This window comes from Streptomyces wedmorensis, assembly GCF_000716445.1.
GTDB lineage: Bacteria > Actinomycetota > Actinomycetes > Streptomycetales > Streptomycetaceae > Streptomyces > Streptomyces wedmorensis.
In genome coordinates this window covers 47141-70199 of record NZ_JNWK01000038.1, presented here as the reverse complement: position 1 = coordinate 70199, position 23059 = coordinate 47141, and the positions used below count along the sequence as shown (strand labels likewise).

The 23059-nt window shown below is 69.1% G+C and carries 24 protein-coding genes and 6 pseudogenes; 12 read left to right on the top strand and 18 right to left on the bottom strand.

Features of this window, described 5'->3' with window-relative positions; translation table 11 throughout:
- Window positions 1-108 (bottom strand): annotated as a pseudogene (locus OO54_RS45210) (IS5/IS1182 family transposase); the annotation flags it as partial.
- A 793-nt stretch (window positions 109-901) separates the two neighbouring features.
- Between OO54_RS45210 and OO54_RS27180 the strand changes: the two are divergent.
- The 4 genes and pseudogenes from OO54_RS27180 (at window position 902) to OO54_RS45980 (ending at window position 4611) form a co-directional block, all read left to right on the top strand.
- The gene (locus OO54_RS27180) at window positions 902-2461 is read left to right on the top strand and encodes a UDP-N-acetylmuramoyl-L-alanyl-D-glutamate--2,6-diaminopimelate ligase (RefSeq protein ID WP_033207410.1); all 1560 of its coding nucleotides are present in this window, start codon (window positions 902-904) and stop codon (window positions 2459-2461) included.
- A gap of 180 nt (window positions 2462-2641) precedes the next feature.
- Window positions 2642-3805, top strand: coding sequence for an o-succinylbenzoate synthase (gene menC, locus OO54_RS27175; protein WP_234439451.1), 1164 nt, complete (start codon window positions 2642-2644; stop codon window positions 3803-3805).
- Window positions 3696-4052: pseudogene (locus tag OO54_RS48845) on the top strand (DUF3052 family protein); the annotation flags it as partial. The gene menC and the pseudogene OO54_RS48845, both read left to right, overlap by 110 nt.
- Before the next feature lie 46 nt (window positions 4053-4098).
- Window positions 4099-4611 carry a hypothetical protein gene (locus OO54_RS45980; RefSeq protein ID WP_033207408.1) on the top strand — a complete coding sequence of 171 codons (513 nt, stop codon included), beginning with the start codon at window positions 4099-4101 and terminating at the stop codon, window positions 4609-4611.
- 420 nt (window positions 4612-5031) lie between these two features.
- Here OO54_RS45980 and OO54_RS27165 read toward each other — a convergent pair whose 3' ends face one another.
- The 3 genes from OO54_RS27165 to OO54_RS27155 all read right to left on the bottom strand — a co-directional run bounded on the left by OO54_RS27165 (window position 5032) and on the right by OO54_RS27155 (window position 6957).
- Window positions 5032-5820, bottom strand: coding sequence for a sulfite exporter TauE/SafE family protein (locus OO54_RS27165; RefSeq protein WP_033207406.1), 789 nt, complete (start codon window positions 5818-5820; stop codon window positions 5032-5034).
- A 79-nt stretch (window positions 5821-5899) separates the two neighbouring features.
- Complete coding sequence (locus OO54_RS27160; protein ID WP_033207404.1) at window positions 5900-6622, bottom strand: cation efflux transmembrane domain-containing protein; 723 nt, start codon at window positions 6620-6622, stop codon at window positions 5900-5902.
- The gene (locus OO54_RS27155) at window positions 6622-6957 is read right to left on the bottom strand and encodes an ArsR/SmtB family transcription factor (protein WP_033207402.1); all 336 of its coding nucleotides are present in this window, start codon (window positions 6955-6957) and stop codon (window positions 6622-6624) included. Before OO54_RS27155 ends, OO54_RS27160 begins: the two co-directional genes overlap by 1 nt.
- Window positions 6958-7075: 118 nt before the next feature.
- Here OO54_RS27155 and OO54_RS27150 point away from each other — a divergent pair, with 118 nt between their 5' ends.
- Together OO54_RS27150 and OO54_RS43945 are read left to right on the top strand one after the other, a co-directional pair.
- Window positions 7076-7741, top strand: coding sequence for a class I SAM-dependent methyltransferase (locus tag OO54_RS27150; RefSeq protein ID WP_033207400.1), 666 nt, complete (start codon window positions 7076-7078; stop codon window positions 7739-7741).
- A gap of 289 nt (window positions 7742-8030) precedes the next feature.
- Window positions 8031-8866 (top strand): IS5 family transposase gene (locus tag OO54_RS43945; protein WP_106970110.1). Its coding sequence is split into 2 segments (ribosomal slippage): window positions 8031-8376 and window positions 8376-8866, totalling 837 coding nucleotides; the frame shifts between segments, so codons are not numbered across the junction.
- Here OO54_RS43945 and OO54_RS27135 read toward each other — a convergent pair.
- The 9 genes and pseudogenes from OO54_RS27135 to OO54_RS27090 all read right to left on the bottom strand — a co-directional run bounded on the left by OO54_RS27135 (window position 8831) and on the right by OO54_RS27090 (window position 15193).
- The gene (locus tag OO54_RS27135) at window positions 8831-9235 is read right to left on the bottom strand and encodes a hypothetical protein (RefSeq protein ID WP_033207398.1); all 405 of its coding nucleotides are present in this window, start codon (window positions 9233-9235) and stop codon (window positions 8831-8833) included. The two genes, OO54_RS43945 and OO54_RS27135, sit on opposite strands and share 36 nt — an antisense overlap.
- Window positions 9236-9303: 68 nt before the next feature.
- Window positions 9304-9693 (bottom strand): annotated as a pseudogene (locus OO54_RS27130) (transposase); the annotation flags it as partial.
- 39 nt (window positions 9694-9732) lie between these two features.
- Complete coding sequence (locus OO54_RS27125; RefSeq protein WP_033207396.1) at window positions 9733-9939, bottom strand: hypothetical protein; 207 nt, start codon at window positions 9937-9939, stop codon at window positions 9733-9735.
- Between the two features lie 210 nt (window positions 9940-10149).
- Window positions 10150-10530 (bottom strand): hypothetical protein, encoded by a 381-nt coding sequence (locus OO54_RS27120; RefSeq protein ID WP_033207394.1) that lies wholly within the window; start codon window positions 10528-10530, stop codon window positions 10150-10152.
- Window positions 10527-11114: a TetR/AcrR family transcriptional regulator gene (locus OO54_RS27115; protein ID WP_033207392.1), complete on the bottom strand. Its 588-nt coding sequence runs from the start codon at window positions 11112-11114 to the stop codon at window positions 10527-10529. Before OO54_RS27115 ends, OO54_RS27120 begins: the two co-directional genes overlap by 4 nt.
- A 1138-nt stretch (window positions 11115-12252) precedes the next feature.
- Complete coding sequence (locus tag OO54_RS27105) at window positions 12253-12822, bottom strand: DUF6434 domain-containing protein (protein WP_033207390.1); 570 nt, start codon at window positions 12820-12822, stop codon at window positions 12253-12255.
- Window positions 12823-13165: 343 nt separating this feature from the next.
- The gene (locus tag OO54_RS27100) at window positions 13166-14026 is read right to left on the bottom strand and encodes an SMI1/KNR4 family protein (protein ID WP_033207388.1); all 861 of its coding nucleotides are present in this window, start codon (window positions 14024-14026) and stop codon (window positions 13166-13168) included.
- Window positions 14026-14352 carry a hypothetical protein gene (locus OO54_RS27095; RefSeq protein WP_033207386.1) on the bottom strand — a complete coding sequence of 109 codons (327 nt, stop codon included), beginning with the start codon at window positions 14350-14352 and terminating at the stop codon, window positions 14026-14028. Before OO54_RS27095 ends, OO54_RS27100 begins: the two co-directional genes overlap by 1 nt.
- 310 nt (window positions 14353-14662) lie before the next feature.
- Window positions 14663-15193 carry a GNAT family N-acetyltransferase gene (locus OO54_RS27090; protein WP_033207385.1) on the bottom strand — a complete coding sequence of 177 codons (531 nt, stop codon included), beginning with the start codon at window positions 15191-15193 and terminating at the stop codon, window positions 14663-14665.
- Window positions 15194-15260: 67 nt separating this feature from the next.
- Between OO54_RS27090 and OO54_RS27085 the strand changes: the two genes are divergently transcribed.
- Together OO54_RS27085 and OO54_RS47580 are read left to right on the top strand one after the other, a co-directional pair.
- Window positions 15261-15854 carry a TetR family transcriptional regulator gene (locus OO54_RS27085; RefSeq protein ID WP_033207383.1) on the top strand — a complete coding sequence of 198 codons (594 nt, stop codon included), beginning with the start codon at window positions 15261-15263 and terminating at the stop codon, window positions 15852-15854.
- Between the two features lie 217 nt (window positions 15855-16071).
- The gene (locus OO54_RS47580; protein ID WP_234439450.1) at window positions 16072-16323 is read left to right on the top strand and encodes a hypothetical protein; all 252 of its coding nucleotides are present in this window, start codon (window positions 16072-16074) and stop codon (window positions 16321-16323) included.
- Window positions 16324-16341: 18 nt separating this feature from the next.
- Here OO54_RS47580 and OO54_RS41770 read toward each other — a convergent pair whose 3' ends face one another.
- Window positions 16342-16812 carry a transposase family protein gene (locus OO54_RS41770; protein ID WP_234439449.1) on the bottom strand — a complete coding sequence of 157 codons (471 nt, stop codon included), beginning with the start codon at window positions 16810-16812 and terminating at the stop codon, window positions 16342-16344.
- A gap of 168 nt (window positions 16813-16980) precedes the next feature.
- Here OO54_RS41770 and OO54_RS43940 point away from each other — a divergent pair.
- The 3 genes and pseudogenes from OO54_RS43940 to OO54_RS41760 all read left to right on the top strand — a co-directional run.
- Window positions 16981-17313 (top strand): annotated as a pseudogene (locus tag OO54_RS43940) (IS5 family transposase); the annotation flags it as partial.
- Between the two features lie 322 nt (window positions 17314-17635).
- The gene (locus tag OO54_RS46820; RefSeq protein ID WP_063738333.1) at window positions 17636-18670 is read left to right on the top strand and encodes a hypothetical protein; all 1035 of its coding nucleotides are present in this window, start codon (window positions 17636-17638) and stop codon (window positions 18668-18670) included.
- Between the two features lie 134 nt (window positions 18671-18804).
- Window positions 18805-19367 (top strand): annotated as a pseudogene (locus OO54_RS41760) (IS5 family transposase); the annotation flags it as partial.
- Between the two features lie 13 nt (window positions 19368-19380).
- Here OO54_RS41760 and OO54_RS27065 read toward each other — a convergent pair.
- The 4 genes and pseudogenes from OO54_RS27065 to OO54_RS27050 all read right to left on the bottom strand — a co-directional run bounded on the left by OO54_RS27065 (window position 19381) and on the right by OO54_RS27050 (window position 21936).
- Window positions 19381-19908 (bottom strand): ferredoxin, encoded by a 528-nt coding sequence (locus tag OO54_RS27065; RefSeq protein ID WP_033207381.1) that lies wholly within the window; start codon window positions 19906-19908, stop codon window positions 19381-19383.
- Between the two features lie 43 nt (window positions 19909-19951).
- Window positions 19952-20446, bottom strand: a complete 495-nt coding sequence (locus tag OO54_RS47575) for a hypothetical protein (protein ID WP_234439448.1) — start codon at window positions 20444-20446, stop codon at window positions 19952-19954.
- Between the two features lie 474 nt (window positions 20447-20920).
- Window positions 20921-21270, bottom strand: a pseudogene (locus OO54_RS41750) (transposase family protein); the annotation flags it as partial.
- 48 nt (window positions 21271-21318) lie between these two features.
- Complete coding sequence (locus tag OO54_RS27050; RefSeq protein ID WP_234439447.1) at window positions 21319-21936, bottom strand: CGNR zinc finger domain-containing protein; 618 nt, start codon at window positions 21934-21936, stop codon at window positions 21319-21321.
- Window positions 21937-22041: 105 nt separating this feature from the next.
- Here OO54_RS27050 and OO54_RS27045 point away from each other — a divergent pair, with 105 nt between their 5' ends.
- Complete coding sequence (locus tag OO54_RS27045) at window positions 22042-22893, top strand: SDR family NAD(P)-dependent oxidoreductase (protein WP_033207377.1); 852 nt, start codon at window positions 22042-22044, stop codon at window positions 22891-22893.
- Window positions 22894-23059 lie beyond the last annotated feature (166 nt).

Genomic DNA, 23059 nt, shown 5'->3' with positions numbered 1-23059 from the left:
GTGGGGCGGGAGCTTGCAGCGGCGGTCACTCTCACGGGTGACGGTGAGCATGGATACCCACTCGACCAGAGCGTGCGGCAGGTCGAGTGCGGCAGGATAGGGAACCAACAGGGCTCCTGTGCCGATGGGTTGAGACTTCGAACACCTCCCTCAACGACGAGGGAGCCCTGTGCGTTGCGGTTCTCATCCTGACTCGGCCTGGGTCACTCGATCAGTGGCCACTCTGAAAACGCTCACTCGTCCGCGGCCCTCGTGAACGGGTCATGCCGCTGCGGCTGCGCCTCGGCCAGCCAGCGCAAGGCCCACGAACGCGCTGCCTGCGCCACCTCTACGCCGGCCAGCGAGCAGGTGATGACGGCGTTCTCCAGGATGCGCGGCTCGGACGGAACACGCCAGGCCCCGTCCATGCCCTGGGCGCCCGACGGCGAACTGCGACGCCCTCCCCGGACAGCGCCCCGCCGCCGCGGCGACACCCGCGGTCACGAGCCCGGTCGCCTGTACCGAAGCGACGGCCACAGACGAACTGACGGTGCGAAACATTCCTCACCCTTCCAGAGAGACCCCGCATGCCTTTCCCACCCGACCGCGCGACGAATCCCGGAAGTGATCAACGCGACGCCGTGCCCCCCGTGGCCGGAATTTCGCGGTGCGGTCCGAAACCGTCGTCGCCGTCACCGCGATCACGAATGCGGTACGGCCCGTGTACAGGGGACGCGCCGGCTGATGGGCGGCTCCACCTCGGCGGGGGAAGATCATGCCCATCGGTCGACCGAGGCAATCGGGGCGCTGGGCTTGGCCCACAAGCGCGCAGCCCGGCATCCGTCCGGACCAGGTGTCTCTTCATCTCAGTGGGCCGGGGCCAATGATCATCTGACGGGTCCTTGAGGATAACGTCAAGGGCGTGCCAGAGACCGAGAACTCCCCCGCCGCGCTCCTGCCGCGCCCAGAGCGCCCACGCGCTGTCCCGATCGGACGGGTGGCCGAGCTGCTCGGCATCGCCGGCGCTACGGGCGACGTCCTGGTCACGGGCATCACCCACAGTCACTCCGCAGTTCTGACGGGGGACTTGTACGTGGCGCTCCCGGACAGCAGGACGGATGCCCGGGAGGCGGTGGCGACCGCGCGGGCGGCCGGGGCGGTAGCCGTACTGGCGGAAGAGGCCGCGGCCAAGCAGTTGGACGGATGCGGGTTGCCGGTGCTGGTGGTGACCGGGCTGCGGTCGCGACTGGCGGAACTGTCCAGCTGGTTCTACGGACGGGCGGCGGACGGCCTGCTGAGCTTCGGGGTGACCGGCACCAACGGGAAGACCACCACCTGCTACCTGCTGGAGGGCGGCCTGCGCGCCGCCGGGCGAGCCCCTGGCCTGCTGGGCACGGTGGAACGGCGGCTCGGTGCGCAGCGGTTCGCGGGCGAGCTGACCACCCCGGAGGCGCCGCAGCTGTACGCGTTGCTGGCGGTGCTGGCCGAGCGCGGCGCGGACGCGCTGGCGATGGAGGTCTCCAGTCACGCGCTGCGTCTGGGCCGGGTGGACGCGCTGGTACTGGACGTGGCGATATTCACGAACCTGACGCACGACCACTTGGACTTCCATCCCGACATGGAGGACTACTACCGCGCGAAAGCGGCCCTGTTCACCCCGGACCGGTGCCGGCGCGCGGTGGTCAACGTCGATGACCCTCACGGGCGCCGACTGGCGGCCGAGGCGGGCGTGCCGGTGGTGACGTTCTCTGCAGACGGCGACCCCGGCGCGCACTGGCGCGCCGTGGACACCGTCCTGGGGCCGGACGGTTCGGCGTTTCGGGTCCTCGGCCCTGGCGGGGCCGGCGCGGACGGCCGGATCGCGATGCCCGGCGGCCACAACGTTGCCAACGCCCTGGGCGCGATCGCGGCTCTGGCCACCGCCGGGCTGCCACTGGACCGGGTGGTCGCCGGGATCGGCACGGTGGCCGGCGTGCCGGGGCGGGTGGAACGCGTCGACGCCGGCCAGCCCTACCTGGCGGTGGTGGACTACGCCCACCAGCCTGACGCTCTGCGGGCTGTCCTGACGACGCTGCGAGCGGTCACCTACGGACGGCTGCACGTGGTGGTCGGCTGTGGCGGCGACCGAGACAGCGCCAAGCGGCCCGTCATGGGCGAGATCGCCGCCCGCTTCGCCGACACCGCCGTCCTGACCACCGACAACCCCCGCTCCGAGGACCCGCTGGCCATCCTGGCCGCCATGCACGCGGGCACCGTCGCCATACCCCCCAGTGAACGGGGCGAGGTCCTGATCGTCGCGGACCGCGCCGAAGCCATCGCCGCCGCAGTCGCCCGCGCCGATCCCGACGACACCGTGCTGATCGCGGGCAAGGGCCACGAGAAGGGCCAGCACATAGGCGCCGTGACACTGCCCTTCGACGACCGGGTGGTGCTGGCATCAGCGATCGCCACCTCCCGGGCCGCTCTGCCCGACCCGCAGTAGCAGCACAGCACCGCTCCCCGACGAGGTGCGGTGCCACTGCCGGCCACCCGCCACCGCACCCCTGTCCGCCACGCCTCTCGCCCCGCTCTCGGAGAACCCTTGCCCGTCCCGCCCACGCTCCCCCTCTCCATACCGGCACCGGCACCGGCACCAGCACCGGTGACCGATGCCATCCGGATTGTGCGTGTCGAGCTGTTCGTGGTCCGGCTGCCCCTGCTGTGCCCGTTCACCACCAGCAGCCACCGCAAGGACCACTTGGAGCACATCCTTGTCCAGGTCACCGACCAGGACGGCGCCACCGGCTGGGGAGAGTGCGCCAGCCCGTCCGACCCCTTCTACGGGCCGGAGAACCTCCGCAGCTGCTGGAACGCCCTGAACGACTACTTCGCTCCCGCCCTGCTGGCCACCCGCTGGCACCACCCCGGCGACCTCGCGTCGGCCTGGGACCGCGTCCAGGGCAACCACTTCGCCCGCGCGGCGCTGGACATCGCCTGCTGGGATCTGTTCGCCCGCCGCCTGGACCGCTCCCTGGCCGACAGCCTCGGCGCTACCGCGCCAAGCGTCGCCGTCGGTGTCAGCCTCGGCATCGAGGCCGGCATCGACGAACTCCTCGCCCAAGTCGACCGGTACGCGTCGCAGGGCTATCAGCGGGTCAAGCTCAAGATCGCCCCCGGCTGGGACATCGCACCGGTGGCCGCCGTCCGCGAGCGCTTCCCCGACACTCCGCTCCAGGTGGACGCCAACGGCGCCTACGGGGACTGCCCGTCGCACCGCGCGATCCTGCGCGAGCTGGATCGCCACGGCCTGACGATGATCGAACAGCCCTACCCGGCCGACGACCTGCTGGCCCACGCCCGCCTCCAGCGTGACCTGGCCACCCCGCTGTGCCTGGACGAGTCCATCACCACCCCTCACACCGCACGTACCGCCCTCGCCCTGGAAGCCGCACGGATCGTCAACATCAAGGTCTCCCGCCTCGGCGGCCTGACCGGCGCCCGCGCCGTCCACGACCTGTGCGCACAGGCCGGCGTACCGGTCTGGTGCGGCGGCATGCACGAGTTCGGCATCGGCCGCGCGGCCAATCTCGCCCTCGCCGCGCTCCCCGCCTTCACCTATCCCGGCGACCTCTCCGGCTCCGACCGGTACTTCCACACCGATATCGTCCAACCACCCATCCAGGCCATCAACGGGACGGTTCCGGTCCCGACCGGCCCCGGCCTCGGCGTCGAGATCGATCCCTCGGCCCTGCGCGGCCACCTGGTGCGCAGCACCATCCTTCCGAACGCAGCGGACCGACCCAGGACGGCAACTCCCCCCACTCGGCTACGCCGCAGGCACTCTTGACGCCCTGGTTGACTCGCCCGCGAGCGGCGGCCACGAAGCCGGCTTCACGGCCGGCCAAGTCCCTGAGGAACGCGGCAGGGACGAGGATGCCGACGTCGGTCTTCGAAAGAGCATGGCGTCGGTGGCTGGCAAGGAGCTCGTGGACGGCGAGTCCGTCGAGATCTCTTACGTGGTGCTGCCGGGGTTCCTCGAGGATGACGGCGGCCTGGAGGACCAGCTGACCGACGCCCGCGTGTCGCTGAGTACCGACGGTTGGATCTGGCTCCTGACCCCGAAGGCCGACCGGCCCGGCTATGTCGAAGGCGGCACGGCGGATCCGCACTCCCGCGCCCGGCGGGCGGTCGGGCCCAAGCTCCGGAACGGAGTTCGGCGACACCTCCTACACCTACGGCTCGACAGCCGTCGAAGCGATCGACGGCAAGTCGGCCACGACCGTGACCCGGCGCTACGACCACCTCCACCGCATGGTCCTGGAAGAGACCACCGCCGCCGACACCGTGGGGCGCGTCGTCAACCGATACCTGCCGCCGCCGGCCAACGAGGTCTCGACGACCATCACATGGACCAGCGGCACCAGCACCAAGAGCCAGGAGACGTCACGGCGCTTCGACTCCCACGGCAACGTGTTGGAGGACCGGACGCCCGACACGCGCACCGAGTACACCTACTACCCCGCAGACGCCGACGGCTTCACTCGCCTCAAGGACACCACCGTCCACTCCCTGTCCTCCGGAGAGGTGATCCCCGCCTCCACCCCTTCCTCCGGCCTCACCGACCCCGACTCCGGGCCGATCACGATCCGATGAGGCACGGCCCGCCGACGGTTACGAACCTGGTCGGCCGGCTCGGCGACCGTGCACCGGATCCCGCCTGCGCGGATAAGCCCGGTTAGCGGACGACGAGTACGCGCTATCCGCCCGCACCCGCACCAAAGGCCGCCACAACCGACCCGCACCCAGCCGCGGCACCCGCATCGCCCCCAGCACCGGCACGAACTGCGCGACCAGCGCCTCCCGGCACGCCGCTCCTCTCCCTCGAGGAAATGCCACGTACTTGAGACTGAGTAGCCGTGCCATCCGCGTGAGACTGCTGGAACCGCCTGGCCAACACGCCTGGGGGTGCCCACGAGCGGCGAGAGCCCACAACGCTCGAAAGCGTCTCAGGTTTGCGGCACAGTCTCAGCCGCGAGAGCACCTCAGTGGCACTTATGCCGCCTGTGAGACTGGTCAGGTGAGGGTCAGAACCGCGTAGAGGGCGCCGAGGGCGGCCGCGAGCGCGCCCAGCAGCAGGCGAAGGAAGGTCTCGGGCAGGCGAGGCTGGAGGCGGGCCCCGAGGTAGCCACCGATCAGACCCCCGAGGCCGCAGGCGAGGCCCAGCCACCAGTCGGGTGCGACGGGCCCGGAGCTCACCGCGGCCAGCACGGCGTACGCGGCGGCTCCGACGAGCGAGGTGGTGAACGTCGCGGCGAGCGTGGCCGGCGCGATGCGGAGCATGGGCATGCCGCGTGCGGCGAGGATCGGCCCGAGCAGGGAGCCGCCCCCGATCCCGTAGACCCCGCCCACCACCCCCACGGCCAGGGCCAGTACGGCGAGCGCGGCCGCCGACGGCTCGTCGGTATCGGGGCCCGTCCGGCGACGGGCCGGGCGCAGGGTCCGCAGGAACAGCCAAACTCCCAGGGGCAGCAGGAGGGCGGCGACCAGGACTCGGAAGACGCCGGGCCCGGGAAGGGCGAAGACGCGGACGGCGGCGCCGGCGATGACGCCGGGCAGGGTCCAGGCGACGAGGCGGCGGGCCAGTGTGCCGCGGAGCGCGCCGTCGCGGCGGTAGCGCCAGAGGGCGCCCGGCCCGGCGACCACGTTGAACAGCAGGTTCGTCGGCGTGACGGCGGGGCTCGGCACGCCGAGGACGCTGAGCTGGACCGGCAGGAGGAAGACCGCCCCGGACACGCCGACCGGCGCGGTCACCGTCGAGATCAGCAGGCCGGCCGCGAAGCCCGCCCAGATCGTCCACTCCACCGCTGCTCCCGCCCTGTCCCGATCGCCGGATCAGTATCGGCGGACCGGAGGGGGCGGGCGCGGTCCTGCAACGAGATGTTCACGAGCAGCAGGTACAGCCCGGCTTGCAGCCGCACGCGTCCGGCACGGCCGCGGCGGTCCCGGCGGCGGGGGCCGGGGTGTGGGCGGTGAGTGCGCAGCAGCCCTTGCCCTGCCAGGCGTCACGGCCTTCCTTGACGGCGATGGCGGCGATGACAAGGGCGGCGATCGGGTCGGCCCAGGACCAGCCGAGGGTGGCGTTGAGGACCAGGCCGAGCAAGAGGACGGCGGAGAGGTAGGTGCACAGCAGGGTCTGCTTGGAGTCCGCGACCGCGGAGGCGGAGCCGAGTTCGCGCCCGGCCTTGCGCTGGGCGGCCGAGAGGAAGGGCATGACCGCCAGGGAGAGCGCGGCGATGACGATGCCGGGGACGGAGCGGTCGGCCGCGCCGGTGCCGGCCAGCGCGCGGATGGCGTCGATGCTCACGTACGCGGCCAGCGCGAAGAAGGACACCGCGATGATCCGCAGCGTGGTCTTCTCCCGCGCCTCGCGCAGCGCGTGGTCGCGGGCGGAGAACTGCCAGGCGACCGCGGCGGCGGAGGACACCTCGATGACCGAGTCGAGGCCGAAGCCGATCAGCGCGGTCGACGAGGCGAGCGTCCCGGCGGTGAGCGCGACGACCGCCTCGATGACGTTGTAGGTGATCGTCGCGGCGACCAGCAGGCGTATCCGCTTCGCGAGGGCGTCCCGGCGGGCCGGAGACGGCCCGATGGATATGGAGGCCATCAGCAGCAGCCCTCCGTGGCGGCGTCGGGGCAGGTCTGGTCCGACGCGACCGCGACCACCGCGGCGAGCAGGTGCTCCAGGGCGTGGCCGAGGCGTTCGTCGGCGAGCTCGTAGCGGGTGCGGCGCCCGTCCGGGACGGTGACGACGAGACCGCAGTCCCGCAGGCACGCCAGGTGGTTGGACAGCCGGGTCCGGGAGACGGCGATCGCGTCCGCGAGGTCGGAAGGGTAGGCCGGTGCCTGGTGCAGGGCGAGAAGGATCCGGCAGCGGATCGGGTCGGCGAGCGCGCGGCCGAAACGGGCCAGCACCTCGATGTCGGAAGCAACGGTCAGCACCCCTCGACAGTACAGCGATCCCTGAATTCATGGAATCGTGGATGATTGGCTGCGTGGCACGGAGCTTCAGCTTGGGCCTACGCTCAGGCCACTGACCAGTACACAGAGGGCGAGGATCGTGACAGGCGACGAAGAGAACCTGGCCGAGGCGCAGCGGGCGCACTGGCAGAACACCTACGCCGCCCACCCGGGGATGTACGGCGAGAAGCCCTCCGCGCCCGCGGTCCACGCCGCCGACGTCTTCCGAGCCGCCGGGGCACGCGACGTACTGGAACTCGGCGCCGGCCACGGCCGCGACGCTCTCCACTTCGCGGCACAGGGCTTCACCGTCCAGGCCACCGACTTCAGCCCGGTCGGCCTCCAGCAGCTCCAAGCCGCCGCCCGCGCCCGAGGCCTCGACCAGCGGGTCAGCACCGCGGTGCACGACGTCCGCGAGCCGCTACCGCTGCCCGACGCGTCGGTGGACGCGGTGTTCGCGCACATGCTCCTTTGCATGGCACTGTCCACCAAGGAGATCCAGGCCCTCGTCGATGACGTCGCCCGGGTGCTGCGGCCCGGAGGCACCTTCGTCTACACCGTTCGCCACACCGGCGACGCCCACTACGGGGCCGGCATCGCCCACGGCGACGACATCTGGGAACACGGAGGCTTCGCCGTCCACTTCTTCTCCCGCACCCTCGTCGACGCCCTCGCCGACGGCTGGACCCTGAACGAGGTCCACCCCTTCGAGGAAGGCGACCTGCCCCGCCGCCTGTGGCGCACCACCCAAACCCGACCCCACTGACCATCCCCCGGATCGGAGTCGGGTAGCCCGATCACAACGGTCGGCCAAGACCACGAGGGAATGCCACGTTCATGAGACTGGCGAGCCGGCTACCAGCCTGAGACACCGGAAGAGCCGCAGGTCAGCGAGCACGGCCTCTGCCACTGGCGACGAGACCCTACGGGTTGTAGGGCTCAGTTCCCGCAGCGCGGTCTCGGCTGCGATGGCATCTCAGTGGCACTTAGAACTCCTAACGAAATGATCTTCGGGTGGTTGGATCGCTCCGGAAGTGTCGATCTGGGGGTGCGGGGTGGCTCGGCCGAAGCCGTGGCATGTAGAGGACGAACTATGGGCGGTGATCGAACCGCTGCTGCCGAAAATCGAACGTCGCACTCGCCATCCCGGGCGGAAGCGGCATCCGGACCGTCAGGTGTTCCAGGGCATCCTGTTCGTCCTGCACACCGGGATCGCCTGGGAGCACCTGCCGCAGGAGCTCGGCTTCGGATCAGGTATGACCTGCTGGCGCCGCCTGGCGGAGTGGACCGAGGTCGGGGTGTGGCCCCGCCTGCATGAGGTCCTGCTTGCCGAGCTGCGCGGCGCGAACGCCCCGGACTTCTCCCGGGCGGCGGTCTACGGCTCCCACATCCGGGCGTTAAAAGGGGACCCAAGACGGGACGAAGCCCTGTCGACCGGGGCAGGACGGGCAGCAAGCACCACCTGATCACCGATGCCACCGGCATCCCGCTCGCCGTCACCCTGACCGGCGGCAACCGCAACGACGTCACCCAGCTCATCCCGCTCCTCCAAGCCGTGCCGCCCGTGCGTGGCAAGCGCGGCCGGCCCCGGCGCCGCCCGGACGTCGTGCTGGCGGACCGCGGCTACGACCACGACAAGTACCGCCGCCTGGTCCGCGCGCTCGGCGTGAAGCCGCTGATCGCGCGACGCGGCACCGAACATGGCTCCGGACTTGGCACCCAACGCTGGCTTGTCGAGCGCGCCTTCGCCCACCTGCACCGGTTCCGCCGCCTGCGGATCCGCTGGGAGATCCGCGACGACATCCACGAAGCCTTCCTGACACTGGGATGCGCGCTCATCTGCTGGCGACGCCTGTCACAGCCGGTCCGATCCCTCGCCCTCCCGCAGTAGCCATTCTCTTACCGAAGGAACACGGTCAAGGAGCTGGCTGACCTGCATGCCCTCTTCCCGTGAGGTCACCCTCGGCAACGGGGTGAAGTCGTCCGGAAGCACGTCCAGCCAGCTCACCACATGGTCTCCCGCACGCAGAGTGATCAACAGCTCGCACCGCAGCTGACGTGGAACATCCGGGCGGTGGGACAGGCCGTTCCACAGGGCTGGCCACAGGTAGTGGGTGCCATCGGGTGCCGCATTCGCCCGCACCCACGCCGGGTCCAGTCGCGAGTTCAGGCTGAGGTCACACGCCCGTTCCTCCAGCCTGAACAGCGAGGCCGAATCGATGACTTTCACCTCGCGAGGCAGCGGCTGATCGAAGTGCATCAGCCCATGCTGCCCGACAACACCCCACGACGAGGAACCGACCCCAACAAGTCGTTCCGTTAGGAGTTCTTACCCCGGTCCACGGGGCCCGGACCTACAAGTTCGCCCCCCCTTTTAGCGCGGGCACGAGCGGAGTCGAGGACCGCCCGGGACAGGTCGACCAGTCCATGGCCGTCCAGGAGCCCGAGCACCTTCTGGCGCAGTCGGCCCCAGACCCCGGCCCTGGACCAGATCAGGAACCGGCGGTGCACAGTCGACTTCGACGCCCCGAAACACGGTGGCAGAGCCCGCCATGCGCATCCACTCACGAGCACGTAGACGATCGCGGCGCACACCGCCTCGTCATCGATGTTCGCGACCCCACCGCCCTGCGGCCGCACACGAGCAGGGGGCAGCAACGGCTCCGCGATCTCCCACAGCCCGTCCGGAACGATCCATCCCCACCGTCCCCTCTCCATGACCAGCCCAACGGGCAACCAGCCATGTAGGAAGCGGTCTTAGGCGACACCCTGCGCCCCGCGGTCGTGGTCGGGCAGGCCCTGCTCGGCGCGAATGTCGTCCCAGTCCCGGCAGTGGTCGAGGTCGATGCCCTCGGCCGCAAGGTTCTCGAGGACGTAGGCGAGCGCCGGGTTCCCGGGGAACTCGGCGCGCGCGGCGTCACGCGGCTCACGCTGCTCAGCCTGGGCGAAAGCCAGGTGCGCCATCGGGACCTCCACCGGTCGGGTACGCCCCTCGAGGCCGGCTCAACGGCACGGTTCCCGGGTCCACGTCGTCGAGGAAGCGGCTCAAAGCCGCGCTGCTGATGGACTCGACAGTGAGGTCGGTGCGCCGGCTTGGTGGACTCACCACTGCGGGTCCGAGGCCACGTCATCCGAGGCGGACAGCGGCGGTCGCGGGGCTCTCCGAGGGTGCGGCTATGCGGCGCCAGCCGCTGCCAGTACCGCGACCGGCAGGAGCAGAATCCACTGTGGCAGGCGGAGTAGTGGTCTGGGCCAGTCGACGGACAGCGTGACGACCAGGAAGGCTGCCGCGTACGCGATGAAGTGCGCGGCCACGAACCACGCCACCGGGCCGGTCCCTGGCCTGTCGTCCGTCAGGGAGAGGTAGAGCAGAGCGAGTCCGGAGAGCGTCAGGTCGATGCTCACCATGTGCCATACGGCATGCAGGACACGCTTCGGTTCGTCCGCGAGCCCGCAGGACAGCAGTGGGAGCACCACATCGCGGCGCCCACCGGCGATGTGCACTGCGGCGACGCCGACAGCGGCGATCCCTCCCGTAAGAAACCAGCCGTTCATCGGACCTCGATTCCTTTGACTACGACAGAGGCCAGCAGCGCGGCCAACTGCGGGTCAGGGTGCTCCCCGATCAGTCCTACGTGGAAGAACACGGCCCCGGCCAGCGCGTCCAGGACCAGGTCCACGGGCGTTTCGGCCGCGATATCCCCGCGCAGCACGGCGCGTTCGAAGACGACCAGCAGCCGTTCCTTCGACGGCGCCAGGAAATCACCGCGAATGCGCGCCTTCAGTTCCGGATCGGCGGCGAAGGCAGCGAGCAGCCCCGGAAGTGCCGCCGCGGCGGCAGGCGCGTGGAACTCGTCGACCAGGCCCTGCAGCACCACGGTCAGATCCCCGGTCAGCGTTCCGGTGTCCGGGACCGGAGCATCATCGGTGGTCGTGAAGACGGCCTCGAAGACCAACTCCGGCTTCCCCGGCCACCGCCGGTAGATCGTGTCCTTGCCGACACCTGCCCGCGCGGCCACCGCCCCGATCGATGTTGCGGCGTAGCCGACCTCGACCACCAGCTCTGCCGTCGCGTCGATGATCGCCTGGTGCGATCGGGGATCCCTGGGACGCCCCCTGGAGGGCAGAGAGGAGCTCATGAGATTTACCTTACGGGTCGACCCGTAAGGTAAACAAGAGGCCGGCCTGACCTTCAAATCCGAAGCCGACTCCGCCTCTTGAGGCCACGCCGGGCCGCCCACCGAAACCGTCCGCGCGCCGCATAGCCAAGAAGGGGGCCGAGGAACTCTCGTGGCAGGATCCGCCGTATGAGTGAGTGAGGGATCGCTCTGATCGCCACTGGGTAGGCCATCGCGGGCGCAGCATCGTGACCGGCTGGTTCACGCGGAGCACGGACATCCGCCAGGCCGCTGCTGCCGTGCACGCCGCCAACCACCAAGCCGCCGCTGCGGAAGCCGCCGGCCGCGCACAGGCCGGCGCGCTCATCATCACGGTGCAGGCCACCTTGGACGAGCAGCATCGAGCCCGAGTGGATGAACGACGCCGACAGGCGTACGCGGACCTGCTGGTCGCGGCCTTCGACTACATGGTCAGAGGCAGCTCTGAAGACGCAACGCGGATGCTGCACGCCTCCACCGCGGTTCAAGCGGTGGGTCCGGCCGAGGTCTCAGCCACCGCGTCCGAGTACGCAAATGCGGTCAGCCGTGCCATTCGGCATCGTGATGCTGGACCGTCTGACGAATCGGGGGTGTCCTCTTCCTCGGCAGCCATCGTTGCCCACAAACGACCGCGCGTCGCAAGCCGCTACCCTGTCGCATCGAACTTGCCTGTGGATCTTGCATCGATGGGGCCTCGGCCGCCACCACAGTGCCTGGGCCGGATGGCGCCGGCTCCACCGCGTGCGTGTCGAGATCGAAGTACGCGGTGCCACAGCCACACGTGCAGCGGCCTCACACGCGGCTGTGCGGCACCTGTTCGCGAAGTGCGAGGCGTACCGGATCGTCCTCGTCGAGAACCGCCTCCAGCACGAGGGCCACATCGGCGGGCACGGGCTCCATCACCTCGGCACCGTATCCCCTGCCCAGATGGGTCCGTGCACGGCCTCAGCTGCGCTGTCGCATCCAGTTGTCGGGTGGTGCGGTTCTGACCTGCAGGGCTGCCAGATGACCTTGGGATGCGGTCCGGTGACGTTCTCAGACGAGTCGGCCTTCACGGAAGGGTCGCGGGGCCGGGATCCGACTCCCCGACACTCGGCACCCTGGCATGACTGTGGGTCGGTCACCCCGCGGCCGGACCACGAGGCCGGTCGCGGTGAGCGCGCCAGGCGGCGAGCGCTTCGGTCCTGCGGCCGGCCGGATGCTCGGCATGCCAGTCACGCAGGAAGCGGTTGAGTTCGAACTGCGATCCGATCTCCTGAAGCTGGGCAGCGGCCTGGCGCGTGGTGTGCCAGTGGGCAACGGCGTCGGCCAGGGTGCGCCCTGCGCCTTCGGTGACGAACGTCCGCATGTGGGCGTCGAAGTGAAAGCCCGGGCCGATCTCGCGATGGAAGTACTCGCGCAGCACCTGACTGCACCGCTGCCCCTCGGGAATCACGGTGGACCCGCTCACTGGCGCGGTGAGCTGACGGCCGGCGGGGCGCGTCCGGGGCGGCACGGCAGGCGGGGCGCCACCGTCCAATGCCGCCCGTAGCCGCTCCGTCAGCGCCACTTTCCCACCGCCCCGCGGCACCCCGAGCTCCCGGGCAAGCGCGGTCAGCTCGGCCAGTGTCCAGTACCAGCGGGCCAACTCGTCACCGCTCAACGCGGCACTCAGCTCCGGTCGCACCTCAGCGTCCGCATTCGAACTCATGTGCCCATGATAAGGGAGGCGGTACGCCCAGCGTTCGGCGAGACGAACCGGCGGCCAACCGCGACGCGGTGAGAATCCGGCAGCTCGGATGAGACCGAGTGAGAATCCGCCAGCTGCACTGCGACAGGACAGCCGCTGGCCTGAGGAGTCTCACGAGAGGACACCGGTAGGACATTGGCCGTGAGATGAGGACACGGTTCGTGAGACCCCCCGCTGGTGCAGTTCTCCGCTTCGATGCCCTATGGGCAACCGCCTCACCTGCGGCTTTGCATCATTCCTAAACGGATGACATGGCTCCGGATTCTCGGTGCCGTGACATACCGTCGCGGTACCGGAGCTGTTCCTAACCGTCCTCGCCCGTGGCCGCGTCCCAGCGCGGTAGGGACGTTCCGGCTGCCGTCGTCATCCGAAGAACCTCACAACCCATGAGCCGCACGGCATCGAAGAGGTGCTGTCGGACCCGCTCACTGTCCTCGGGCGGGAAACTGATGCGGATCTGGTGAGGGCTGGACATGTCGTAGGTGAGCAACCAGTCGGTATCGACCGTCGCGAAATGGTCCTGACCGCTCTCACCGCGCTCCGACCGCCACGAGCCGCGATCGGTCGTAGGGGTCAGGGCCTCCCGGAGGATGTGCAGGCGCTCGGAATGAGCCAGGCGGCCTTCGGTCAAGCGCAGGCACCGGTGGACGCGGGGCCGGAAAGCGTTGAACCACGGTGCAAGGTCAGGTTCCATGTCCCCGAGCAGCCGGGAGCCGATGTGTCCGCCGGCCCAGTTCTCGATGAACCCGGCCGCGCCCATGGCGTGGGTCTCGTACTCACCGTCCCGGCTCCAGACCACAACGGGCCAGTCCTGCGGGCCCCCGACGGTGAGCCAGCACAGCCGGTCGGCGTCCATGGTGGCTCCCCAGACCAACAGCCCACCCGGAGACGGGTGCAGTGGGTACGGGTACCGTTTGCGGTCCCTCTCGGGCGCCCCCGACGGTCGTCCGCTCTGCCATTCCACGCCGTTGTACTTACTCGCGCCGAACGGTGTCCGCAGGTAGAGGAAGTCACAGAACTCCCCCCATCCGTAGGTCTCGACCAGCCACTTGTAGTCCTCGGGCAGCCGCACACCAAGCGCGGCCTCGGGGAGAGTCCAGTCCCCGCCGGCGTCAACGGGTTTGGCCGGCGGCGCGACGAGGCGCGTCAGGCTGTGGTGTCCCATCAGGTCACCTGCTGCACGAGGGCCTTGGCCACAGGCTCGCCAGTACGCCGCCCATACGTCATCCGCTCCCGCACCTCGCGAAGCGTGCGGGGCCGGTACCCGGGGCCGCCGCAGCAGCTCTTGTGGGAACCCACGCCTGCGTTCAGCAGAACCGAGAGAGTCCGCCAGGCTGCGGTGTCCCGTCGCCGGGGCGCGGCAAAGGCCGACCCCACGTGGGTCAGCGGCTCCGAGCAGCGCGGGCAGATCCGCTGCCGTTCCCTGCCGTAGAGCTGCTTGTACGAGGCCCGGCAGGGCAAGCAGACGTACGAGGTCTTCGCGTGGGCCATGTCACCAGCGTAGACAGCACCCCGTGACGAATTCGACGGGTATTTCAGGGACGGCGAGCCGGCCGCATGACGGATCCCCTCCGACGTTCGAGATGATGGAGCAGCGTCTCTTCGTTACTTCCATCAGACCGGCTGGACTGCCATCTTCAACGGCACCGAGGCCGAGACCGGCCGCACGAGGTGATCCGGAGCGACACCTCCGCGCGGGCGTGTTCGAGGCTGACGTGCAGGGTGGGGATCGCTTGCGCGATGGCCGCCGCCTGGGGGACTCCGGCACCGGTGGGGCCCAGCTCGGGCTTCGCCATGTCGGTCAGCTGTCGCTGTCCGTCGCGCCGGTGCGCAGGTCGAGGGTCCAGTTCTGGCCGACGAGATCGTGGCCGTAGCTGTGGTGTCGCTCCTCGTCAGCAAGGGTGAAGCCGAAGCTCCGGTAGATCTTGCGTGCCGCCGTGAGCACGTCGTTGGTCCACAGTGTTACCTGCTCATAGTCCGCTTCACGGGCGAAGGCGAGGCACTTCTCGACCAGACGCGTCCCGAGGCGAAGGCCCCTGCCCTCCGGGGTGACGAGCAGGATCCGCAGCTTGGCCACCTCCGGCCGGTCGCCCGCGACGAGGAAGACGCAGCCCACGCGTCGGCCGTTGACCTCGGCGATCCAGCCCGCTTCTCGGGCCGGATCGTGTCTGGTTCCGTAGTCGGCGACGATCCTGGCGACCAGGACCTCGAAGTCGGTGTTCCAGCCGAACTGCTGGTCGTATGCCTCGCCGTGGGCCATCACCACCCATCCCAGGTCGCCAGGACGGTCGGCACGGCGTACGACGACTTGCTTCTGATCTTGCTGATACATGCGCTGCTCTCCTGGCCCCGCGATCGCGCCACATCACTGAAACGATTGTTTCAGTTAGGCTAGCTGCATGTCTCAGGAAGCGCCAACCCCCTCCGCCCGGCAGACCGAGCTGCTGGAAGCGGCCTACCAGTACGCCCTCGCCCACGGCCTGACCGACCTGTCACTGCGCCCGCTGGCCGAGGCCATCGGCTCCAGCCCACGGGTCCTGCTCTTTCTCTTCGAAAGCAAGGACGGCCTGCTGCGGGCGCTGCTGGCGCGCGCCCGCGCCGACGAGCTGACACTCCTGGACCGGGCCCGGCAGCCCGAAAGCCCCGCCGGACTCGTGCCCGCCGTCGAACGGCTCTGGACATGGCTCGCCGCGAAGGAGCACCGGCCACTGCTGCGGCTATGGGCCGAGGCGTACACCCGCTCCCTCGTCCAGCCCGACGGGGCCTGGGCGGGGTTCGCCCGGGCGACGGTGGAGGACTGGCTCGGCGTCCTGGCCGGCTTCCAGCCACCGGCCGAGCGCGACAGCGAGGACGGTGCCAACCGCCGGACCCTGGCCCTGGCCGTCCTGCGGGGCGCCCTGCTCGACCTCCTCGCCACCGACGACGACGCACGGCTCACTGGGGCCGTCGAGCACCAGCTCGCCCTGCTGCGCGCCGACAGCACAGGCGACTGACGGCCTGACTCGCTCGACGCCGGTCTCGTCCTCGTCCAGCTCCGGCACACCCGAGGCGCGGCCGACTGATTCAGCTCCCCCCAGCAAGAGACTGGACGTCGAACCCCGCTCAGCACGTTGAACTCGACGGAGAAGTCGTCCCTCACCACACCTCGCCCCGAGGCGAACGAGCTCGTGCACGGCAGGCGGTGAGGTGTCGAGGGTTTCGGTGGGGCTGGTGCTCGCCTCTGTCATCGAGGCCCAGGTCCGCGGTCTGCTGGTGGGAAAGCAAGCCGGCGACGGCTTGGACGATGTCGCTCGTGTGCTCGCGGCGGCCGAGGTGGCGGGCCAGTGCCCACCAGTTCTTGAGGTGGGCGATGCCGTGCTCGACGCGGATGCGCCTGGAGGAATGCGCCTTGCGCTGTCGGTCGTGCGTTTCCTCGTACCAGCCCGGGGCGCTCTTCCTGAACTTCCGGGGCGCTCTTCCTGAACTTGCGGTGCGGTGGTGTCACCAGGCGTCCACCGATCTGGGCACCGAGGCCTGGCAGCCGGCATCGGTGAGGATCTGCACCGCTGGACCGCCCACCAAGAGCTTGACCAGGCCCGACTGGCGGGTATGGGAGATGCCCGCACAGCTGCCTGGTCTGGCCGGACTGCAGAACAGCACCCGTCCGTCCCGGTCGGTGAGGACCGTGGTCTTGACGGCGTTCTGCTTGTTCTTCCCGGAGATGAACCCGTCCCGGTCCTTGCGACCGGCGGCCGGACGGCGGACCCGGATCTCGGTGCCGTCGACGAACACGAACCGGTACTTCGCACCGGCGCCCACAGCACGCTTCCGCGGCCGAGAGGCAAGCTTGACCTGGTGACGCTCATGCCACAACGGGCCCAACTCAGTGATGAGTTCAGCGATCGCATCGGCCCACAGGCCCGTGATCCGGCGATTGACGACGATCACTGCACGAGTCACGGTTCCCACCACCCGGCCATGATCAAGCACCGGGGCTCGACGCCTCACCGCTACCGCGCACGAGCTCGTTAGCTCTCTTCTTGGTGAGGGCGAACGTTGTCTGATGCGGCACTAGGCCGTGTCCGGCGAATCGTCATTCGATCTTGGAACCGGAGCGCCTTCCTGGATCGTTTGGGTGGCGTGGGACGTGGCGATCTGACGAACGAGGAGTGGGATCGGCTCTTGCCGCACCTGCCTGTTAACGGTGGGCGGGGCGGGCAGTGGAGTGACCACCGTCGTGTGCTGAACGGCATCTATTTCCGCGAGCGCACAGGCGTCCCCTGGCGGGATCTACCCTTGCGATACGGGAAGTGGAAGACCATCTATGAACGCCATCGTCGCTGGTCGGCGGACGGGACCTGGGACCGGATCCTGAAAGCCGTCCAGGCCCAAGCCGACGCGGAGGGCCGTTTGGACTGGAGCCAGGTCGGCGTCGACTCAACTACCTGCCGGGCCCATCAGCACGCTGTCGGCGTACATGTGAATGTGCTCACCCCGGTACGCGGCTATGTGCTCACCCTCGTGTCCTGCGCAGGTCTGCCTCGTGGCGCTGGGCCGCTATCGGGTTGCAACCGCGGCGGCTGTGCTCCTCGCCGTCCCTGTAGCCGCTCCTTTCAATCCAGCGGCCTGATGTCTCTTCACCGGCCCCGTGGGCCCACGGGGCCGGAGTCCGATGTCGCAGGTCACGCCTAGGGTGGCTTCCTGGTCGCCGGCAGAGTGCCGGGGGTGTCCAGAGTGATCGCTGGGGGTTGGGGTGCGCTGGTGGGACAGGAAGCCTGGGGAGAGGGCGCAGTGGGTGCTTGAGCCGTTGGTGGGGGTGGGACCGCTGCGGTTCGGAATGAACCCGGGCCAGGTGGCGTCGGCTCTGGGCGGGGCGGTCGCCCACGTCTCACAGGGGCTCGGCAGCGGCATGGGGTGGGGCAATTACACCAAATGGGGTGTGACCGGAATCTATGGGGCAGATTCGGGTTTGGTCGCGGTGGTGATCGATGCGATGGACGGACCGCTGGTGAGTCTGCGGGGCATTGAGCTGATCGCCCGAGTGCCCTCCGAGGTGTGCTCGGATATTCAGGAGCTCGCACGCCGGGAGGAAACGTCCGTGCAGGTGAACTGGAGCGGTGATCCGGAGGTCGTGGCGTGGGGCATTTCCATGGGCGCCGCACAGGAACAGGGGCTGTCGTCCGAGGGGTATCTCCAGCGGCAGGACGCGGTGATTACGAGTGCTCTGCTCGTCAGCGGTGAGCTGGCGGAGGATCCGTACGCATCCGAGCCAGTCGTCTACTGGCGAGACATCAGTGATGAGCGGCCGAACCCAGGGGCGTGGCTTGTCAAGGCCGCGCAAGACCGGCCGTGCTGGAACTGGACGCCCCTGCGGGGCATCGGTCCCCTCCGGTTCGGTATGAATCCGCAGCAGGTGGTAAGCGCGTTGGACGAGAAGCCGACTGCTCGCCTGGGCCGGTACCCTTTCGGGCAGCCGTGGGAGGGCCCCGGGGAGTGGATCCTGTACCACGACCGGTTCGACCAGGCCGGAGTGACTGCTCACTATGCCTGCGGCCCCGGCTTGCCTCCCACCCTGGGCGCGGTCACGGTCGACGGACTCACCGGGCCACAGGTCGAATTCGAGGGCATTCGGCTGATTGGGATGCCGGTCCAGGCCGTTGACACGCTGCTGATGCAGCACCTGGAGGAGAGCGGGCTGGGTATCGCCTTCGGCTGCGGAGGAGACCCTGGACCCACGGGCCTCAACATGTACGTACGAGCCACCCGAGCCGGGGACACCACGGTGAGCGGGGCCCGGTTCTGCCAGGCGGAGTGGGAGGACCACGGCTGACCGTGTTGCCGCGCGTCATGCAGTAATCCGATCCTCGGCCGCAGTCGCTCGCACGCTCTTGTCCCTGGCACGCCCGCTTGAGGCTGAGCGCTTTGCTGCGTACCTGACTGAGCACATTGAGGTGTACGCCGACACACGCCGCAGGCGCAAGGAAGGACGCACCGACGAACGGCTCAAAAAGGGGGCAGTCACGGCCCGCCACCGCGCCGACGAGGGACTCGGACGATCCCGCGGCGGCCTGACGAGCAAGATTCACCTGGCCGGCGAAGGCGGTCGCCGCCCACTCGGCCTGCTCATCACTCCCGACCAGGCCCACGATGGGATCATGTTCGAGCAGGTCATGGCCGAGGTTCGAGTTCCCCGCCGGGGTGGCGGCCATCCCCGCACCCGTCCGGACGCACTGAGTGCCGATAGGGCCTACAGCTGCCGCCGGATACGGACCTACCTGCGCAGACGCCAAATCTTCCACAGCATTCCGGAGAAGAAGGACCAAGTGGGCCACCGGCTGGCCAGGGGCTCAGCGGGAGGCCGTCCACCCGCCTTCGATCGCGCCGCGTACAAGCGTCGCAACGAGGTCGAGCGCATGATCAACAGGCTGAAGGGCTTCCGCGCCGTGGCGACGCGCTATGACAAGCGCGCTTACGTCTTCCACGGCACCGTGACCGTCGCAGCAATCCGCCTCTGGCTTCGTGACTGATGGGTCACAGCCGTCAGAGCTGCGGCAGTCGGTCCGCAGCTGTGGGAGAGCGTCGCTCCTCAAGCCAGAAGAGATAGACACGGAGATGCGCCGCCAGATCGCCGTCGAGGTAGGCCGCGTACTTCAGGGCAGCGGCAGCCACACCTTGCCCTGCCTTCGCGTCGTCGACCTCCCAGTCGGCTCGCCGGTTTGCCAGGTACTCTCTGATCCGCCCTCGGTCGTGCCACCATTCCCGGACCGCTTCCGGTGTCCAGTGGGTGTCGCCGTCACAGCCGTAGCCGGAGAAAGCCTCAGCTTCTGCTGCATCGACCAGCTGCTGAAGCTCCTCCGCCGTCCGTGGCTGCCGGTACACGTATTCGGTGAAGTAGTCGGCCTCGTAGAGCACGAGCCCAGGGGCATGGATGCGGCCAGTACCGCAGTTGTCGGTCTCGGCCCCGTAGAACGGTCCGGGCACGTTGAGCCACTTCCGCTCCGACCACTGCCCAAGGAATACCCCTCGCGCATCGCTGAGCAGAGGCACCGGATCGAAGTAGAGGTCCACGGCAGAAGGTTAGCCACGTTCCGAACGATTCGCCGGACACGGCCTAGTGCATCAGCTCGGAGTGGGGGTGCTCGGGCGTCGCCGGGCAGACGTAGAGCTGCTGGTCGTAGCCGCTGCCGATATGGACGGCAGTGGGCTGGCTACGTTCGTAGGGGTCGAAGCCTGTAAGTGATGCAGCCTCCGGTTCCTGGCGCGGGAGCCAGCTGCTGTCGTCGCCGCTCTCGAACGTGGCGATCGTCAGTAGGGCATCCATGTCGCTGCCGCACGCAGTGCAGAGCCGCGGGTCGGGGTCGGTGGAGGTCCACCGCGGCCAACCGCCGACTTTCCAGCCGGGCGCGCCTGCCAGTTCACTGTCGTAGAACTCCTCCGGGCACGACTCGTAGTCACTGTCCATCTCCACGTCGGCGGCCTGCCACATGCTCCAGTTCCCGAGCTGCTCCTGCAGTTCCTTGCTCACCTCAAGGTTGTCGGGGTATTCGGTGACCTGCTCGGGGTGGAGCAGGCACGGCTCGGGGAGATAGCCGTCGTACTGCATCACGGACGGTTCGGGGGGGCTCGCTCAGGATGTCGGTGACCGTGCTTGCCGACCGCCGGAACAGCGCGGTCTTGGGCATGATCGGGTGGTCGAAGGGGCACCACAGGACCTGGAGCAGGTCCGCTCCTTCGGGTGTGGGCAGATCGGGCACGTCCCGCTTGTACAGCTGCGCGATCGGCAGCATCGCGATGGAGCCCTCATACGGGGCGACCGCCACCTTCATCGGGTATTGCCGAGGAGGGTTGATCCGTTCAAGGGCTTCTCGTTCCTGCGGGGTCGGGCTCCGTTCGCGGGAGGCGGCAAGGATCCGCCGTTTCAGCCTCACGTCCGCCGGGGACAGCGGCAGGTTGATCCCGTCCACCAGATGAGGTCCGTCGCAGTGCGGCCACGGCTCGCCGGCAGGCCAGAGCAGCGGTCCGCCGATGGAGCTATCCCGCGGTGACGGGGTCCCTCAGCGAAGCCGAGAGCTTGGGGAAGGATCTTGGCGTGGCTGCTGTTGTGGCGTCGCTTCCCTCGCTTGAGCCGGCGGCCGCGGAACGGCACGCGGACGTGACGGCCGGCGCCCTGGCAAGCCTTGTCCGCCCAGCGCTTCAGCCCGGCATCGGCGAGTGCGTCGATGATCCCGTGAGTCCTCGCAGGGGTGAGATCGTGGGTGGATCCGGGCAGCGCCGGGGACGCCCACGGCGGTCGGTCGAATGGATCGGTGAGGACCTGGACGTTCAGCCGTGACGCTTGTGCTTGCCCGGGTAGTACGGGGTGTCGGCGGCGATCCGGTCGATCGGCAGCAGGGTGCCGTCCAGCGGCACGAACGCCTTCGTTCGCGCCGACGTGTTCGTCGGTGGTGGTGATCGCCTTCCCGCGCTGGAAGGGGGGCGTCACGCCTCGGACGGCGCACCCGTGCCATGCCGCTGCCGTTGGCGGTGTTTGCGCATGGACACCTGGGAGCCGCAGCCGGTGCTGCAGTAGAGCCCCGCTCCGTTTCGGGTGCGGTCGAGGAAGCCGAAGTGGCATGGGGGGTTACGGCACGCTTTGACACGTCCCCAATCGTTGCTCTGCGCGAACGTGGTCACGGCGGCCAGTACGGTTCCGAACACGTGCGGCACCCCCGCCTGTGGTGAGGTCAGCTCCACGCCATCGGCCGTGACGACCGTCGCCAGCGGGTAGAGCGATCCCACGCGCCGCAGGTGCCGCTCGGCACGCAGCAGCGGCTCACCGAGGCTTTCCTGATCGCCCGAGTGCGCGAGCAGCACGGTCACCAGGGCGTCGCGCAGTTCGCGCGCGACCGCGGCGTCGGCGTCGGTCACCACGGTGTCGCCACCGAACTCGTCACGCCCCGCCAGCCACACCGCGAACGAGTCCCCGCTCCCGAACAGCTCTTGGCGGCCGGATCCGTCCGCGCGCGTGTTCACGAACGCGAGGACGGTTTCCACCGTCGGCGGCACGGTGCGCGGGCTGGGTTCGGGGGATTCGGATGCCGCTGCGACTGCGATCATCCTGCCACAGTACATCAAGGTGTGAGTGGAGCTAATTCACCTAGTGGGCAACTCTTCCGTCGATGTCGATTGACGTGTTGCGAGCTAACAGCTTACGGTCGCAACATGAATGAGACGCTGAACGACCGGACCCACTCCCGCACATGGCTGATCACCGGCGCGTCGTCCGGGATCGGCCGCCACCTGGTGCTCCAGGCACTGGAGAACGGCGACACCGTCGCGGCCCTCGCCCGCGACACCTCGGCCCTGGACGAACTGGCGCCATCGCACGGTGAGCGCCTGCTCCTCATCAACACGGACGTACGTGACGAGCGAGCCGTCCGAGACGCCGTACAAGGCGCGCTCGCGCGGTTCGGCCGTATCGACGTCGTGGCCAACAACGCGGGATACGGACTGTTCGGAGCCGTGGAGGAGGCCTCCGACACGCAGGTCCGCGCCGTGTTCGACACCAACGTCTTCGGAGTGCTCAACGTGCTCCGCGCGACGCTGCCGGTCCTCCGCGCCCAGCGGTCCGGGCACATCCTCCAGGGCTCGTCGGTCTACGGACAGTCCGCCCACCCCGGCGTGGGTCTGCTCGCCGCCACCAAGCACGCGGTCGAGGGACTGTCCGAGGCGCTCGCAGCCGAGGTCGCACCGCTCGGCATCAAGGTCACGCTCATCCAGCCCGGGCTGACCGCGACACCCTTCCTCGCCAACCTCGACGTCGCAGCCGGCCTGGACGACTACGACCAGACCGTCCGCGAGGTGCAGAAGGCCATCGGCGAGCTGCCGGCGACCGCTTTCTCCGCCGCGGCACGGATCGCCGAAGGCATCCGAACCGCTGTCGACAACCCCAACCTCCCACTGCGCCTGGCCCTTGACGCCCCCGGCGCGACGAACATGCGCGACGCTTTGGAGGCACGCATCGCGGACCTGGACAACTGGCAGCATGTGACCGAAGCCGTCGACGGGCAGTAGTGACGCGGATCTCGAATTTTGGTTCTGGCCGCAGTTCCGTGATGGTCAAACTTTCCGGTTGACGGGACCGCGTGATCGGAGGCGCTTGGGTCTCAGTGGCATTGGAGTCGGGATCTTCCAGCCGTACATCAGGGCCAGCGCAATGCATCGCGCCTCGCGACGGCCG

Coding starts and splice junctions, on each gene's coding strand:
- OO54_RS27115 (WP_033207392.1), bottom strand. CDS start 11,114: ATGAGCTCCTCTCTGCCCTCCAGGGGGCGTCCCAGGGATCCCCGATCG.
- OO54_RS27160 (WP_033207404.1), bottom strand. CDS start 6,622: ATGGCCTCCATATCCATCGGGCCGTCTCCGGCCCGCCGGGACGCCCTC.
- OO54_RS27105 (WP_033207390.1), bottom strand. CDS start 12,822: ATGAGTTCGAATGCGGACGCTGAGGTGCGACCGGAGCTGAGTGCCGCG.
- OO54_RS45980 (WP_033207408.1), top strand. CDS start 4,099: ATGTCGAAGGCGGCACGGCGGATCCGCACTCCCGCGCCCGGCGGGCGG.
- OO54_RS27090 (WP_033207385.1), bottom strand. CDS start 15,193: ATGTATCAGCAAGATCAGAAGCAAGTCGTCGTACGCCGTGCCGACCGT.
- OO54_RS27100 (WP_033207388.1), bottom strand. CDS start 14,026: ATGGGACACCACAGCCTGACGCGCCTCGTCGCGCCGCCGGCCAAACCC.
- OO54_RS27045 (WP_033207377.1), top strand. CDS start 22,042: ATGAATGAGACGCTGAACGACCGGACCCACTCCCGCACATGGCTGATC.
- OO54_RS27125 (WP_033207396.1), bottom strand. CDS start 9,939: ATGGCGCACCTGGCTTTCGCCCAGGCTGAGCAGCGTGAGCCGCGTGAC.
- OO54_RS27095 (WP_033207386.1), bottom strand. CDS start 14,352: ATGGCCCACGCGAAGACCTCGTACGTCTGCTTGCCCTGCCGGGCCTCG.
- OO54_RS27085 (WP_033207383.1), top strand. CDS start 15,261: ATGTCTCAGGAAGCGCCAACCCCCTCCGCCCGGCAGACCGAGCTGCTG.
- OO54_RS27135 (WP_033207398.1), bottom strand. CDS start 9,235: ATGCACTTCGATCAGCCGCTGCCTCGCGAGGTGAAAGTCATCGATTCG.
- OO54_RS27120 (WP_033207394.1), bottom strand. CDS start 10,530: ATGAACGGCTGGTTTCTTACGGGAGGGATCGCCGCTGTCGGCGTCGCC.
- OO54_RS27050 (WP_234439447.1), bottom strand. CDS start 21,936: ATGATCGCAGTCGCAGCGGCATCCGAATCCCCCGAACCCAGCCCGCGC.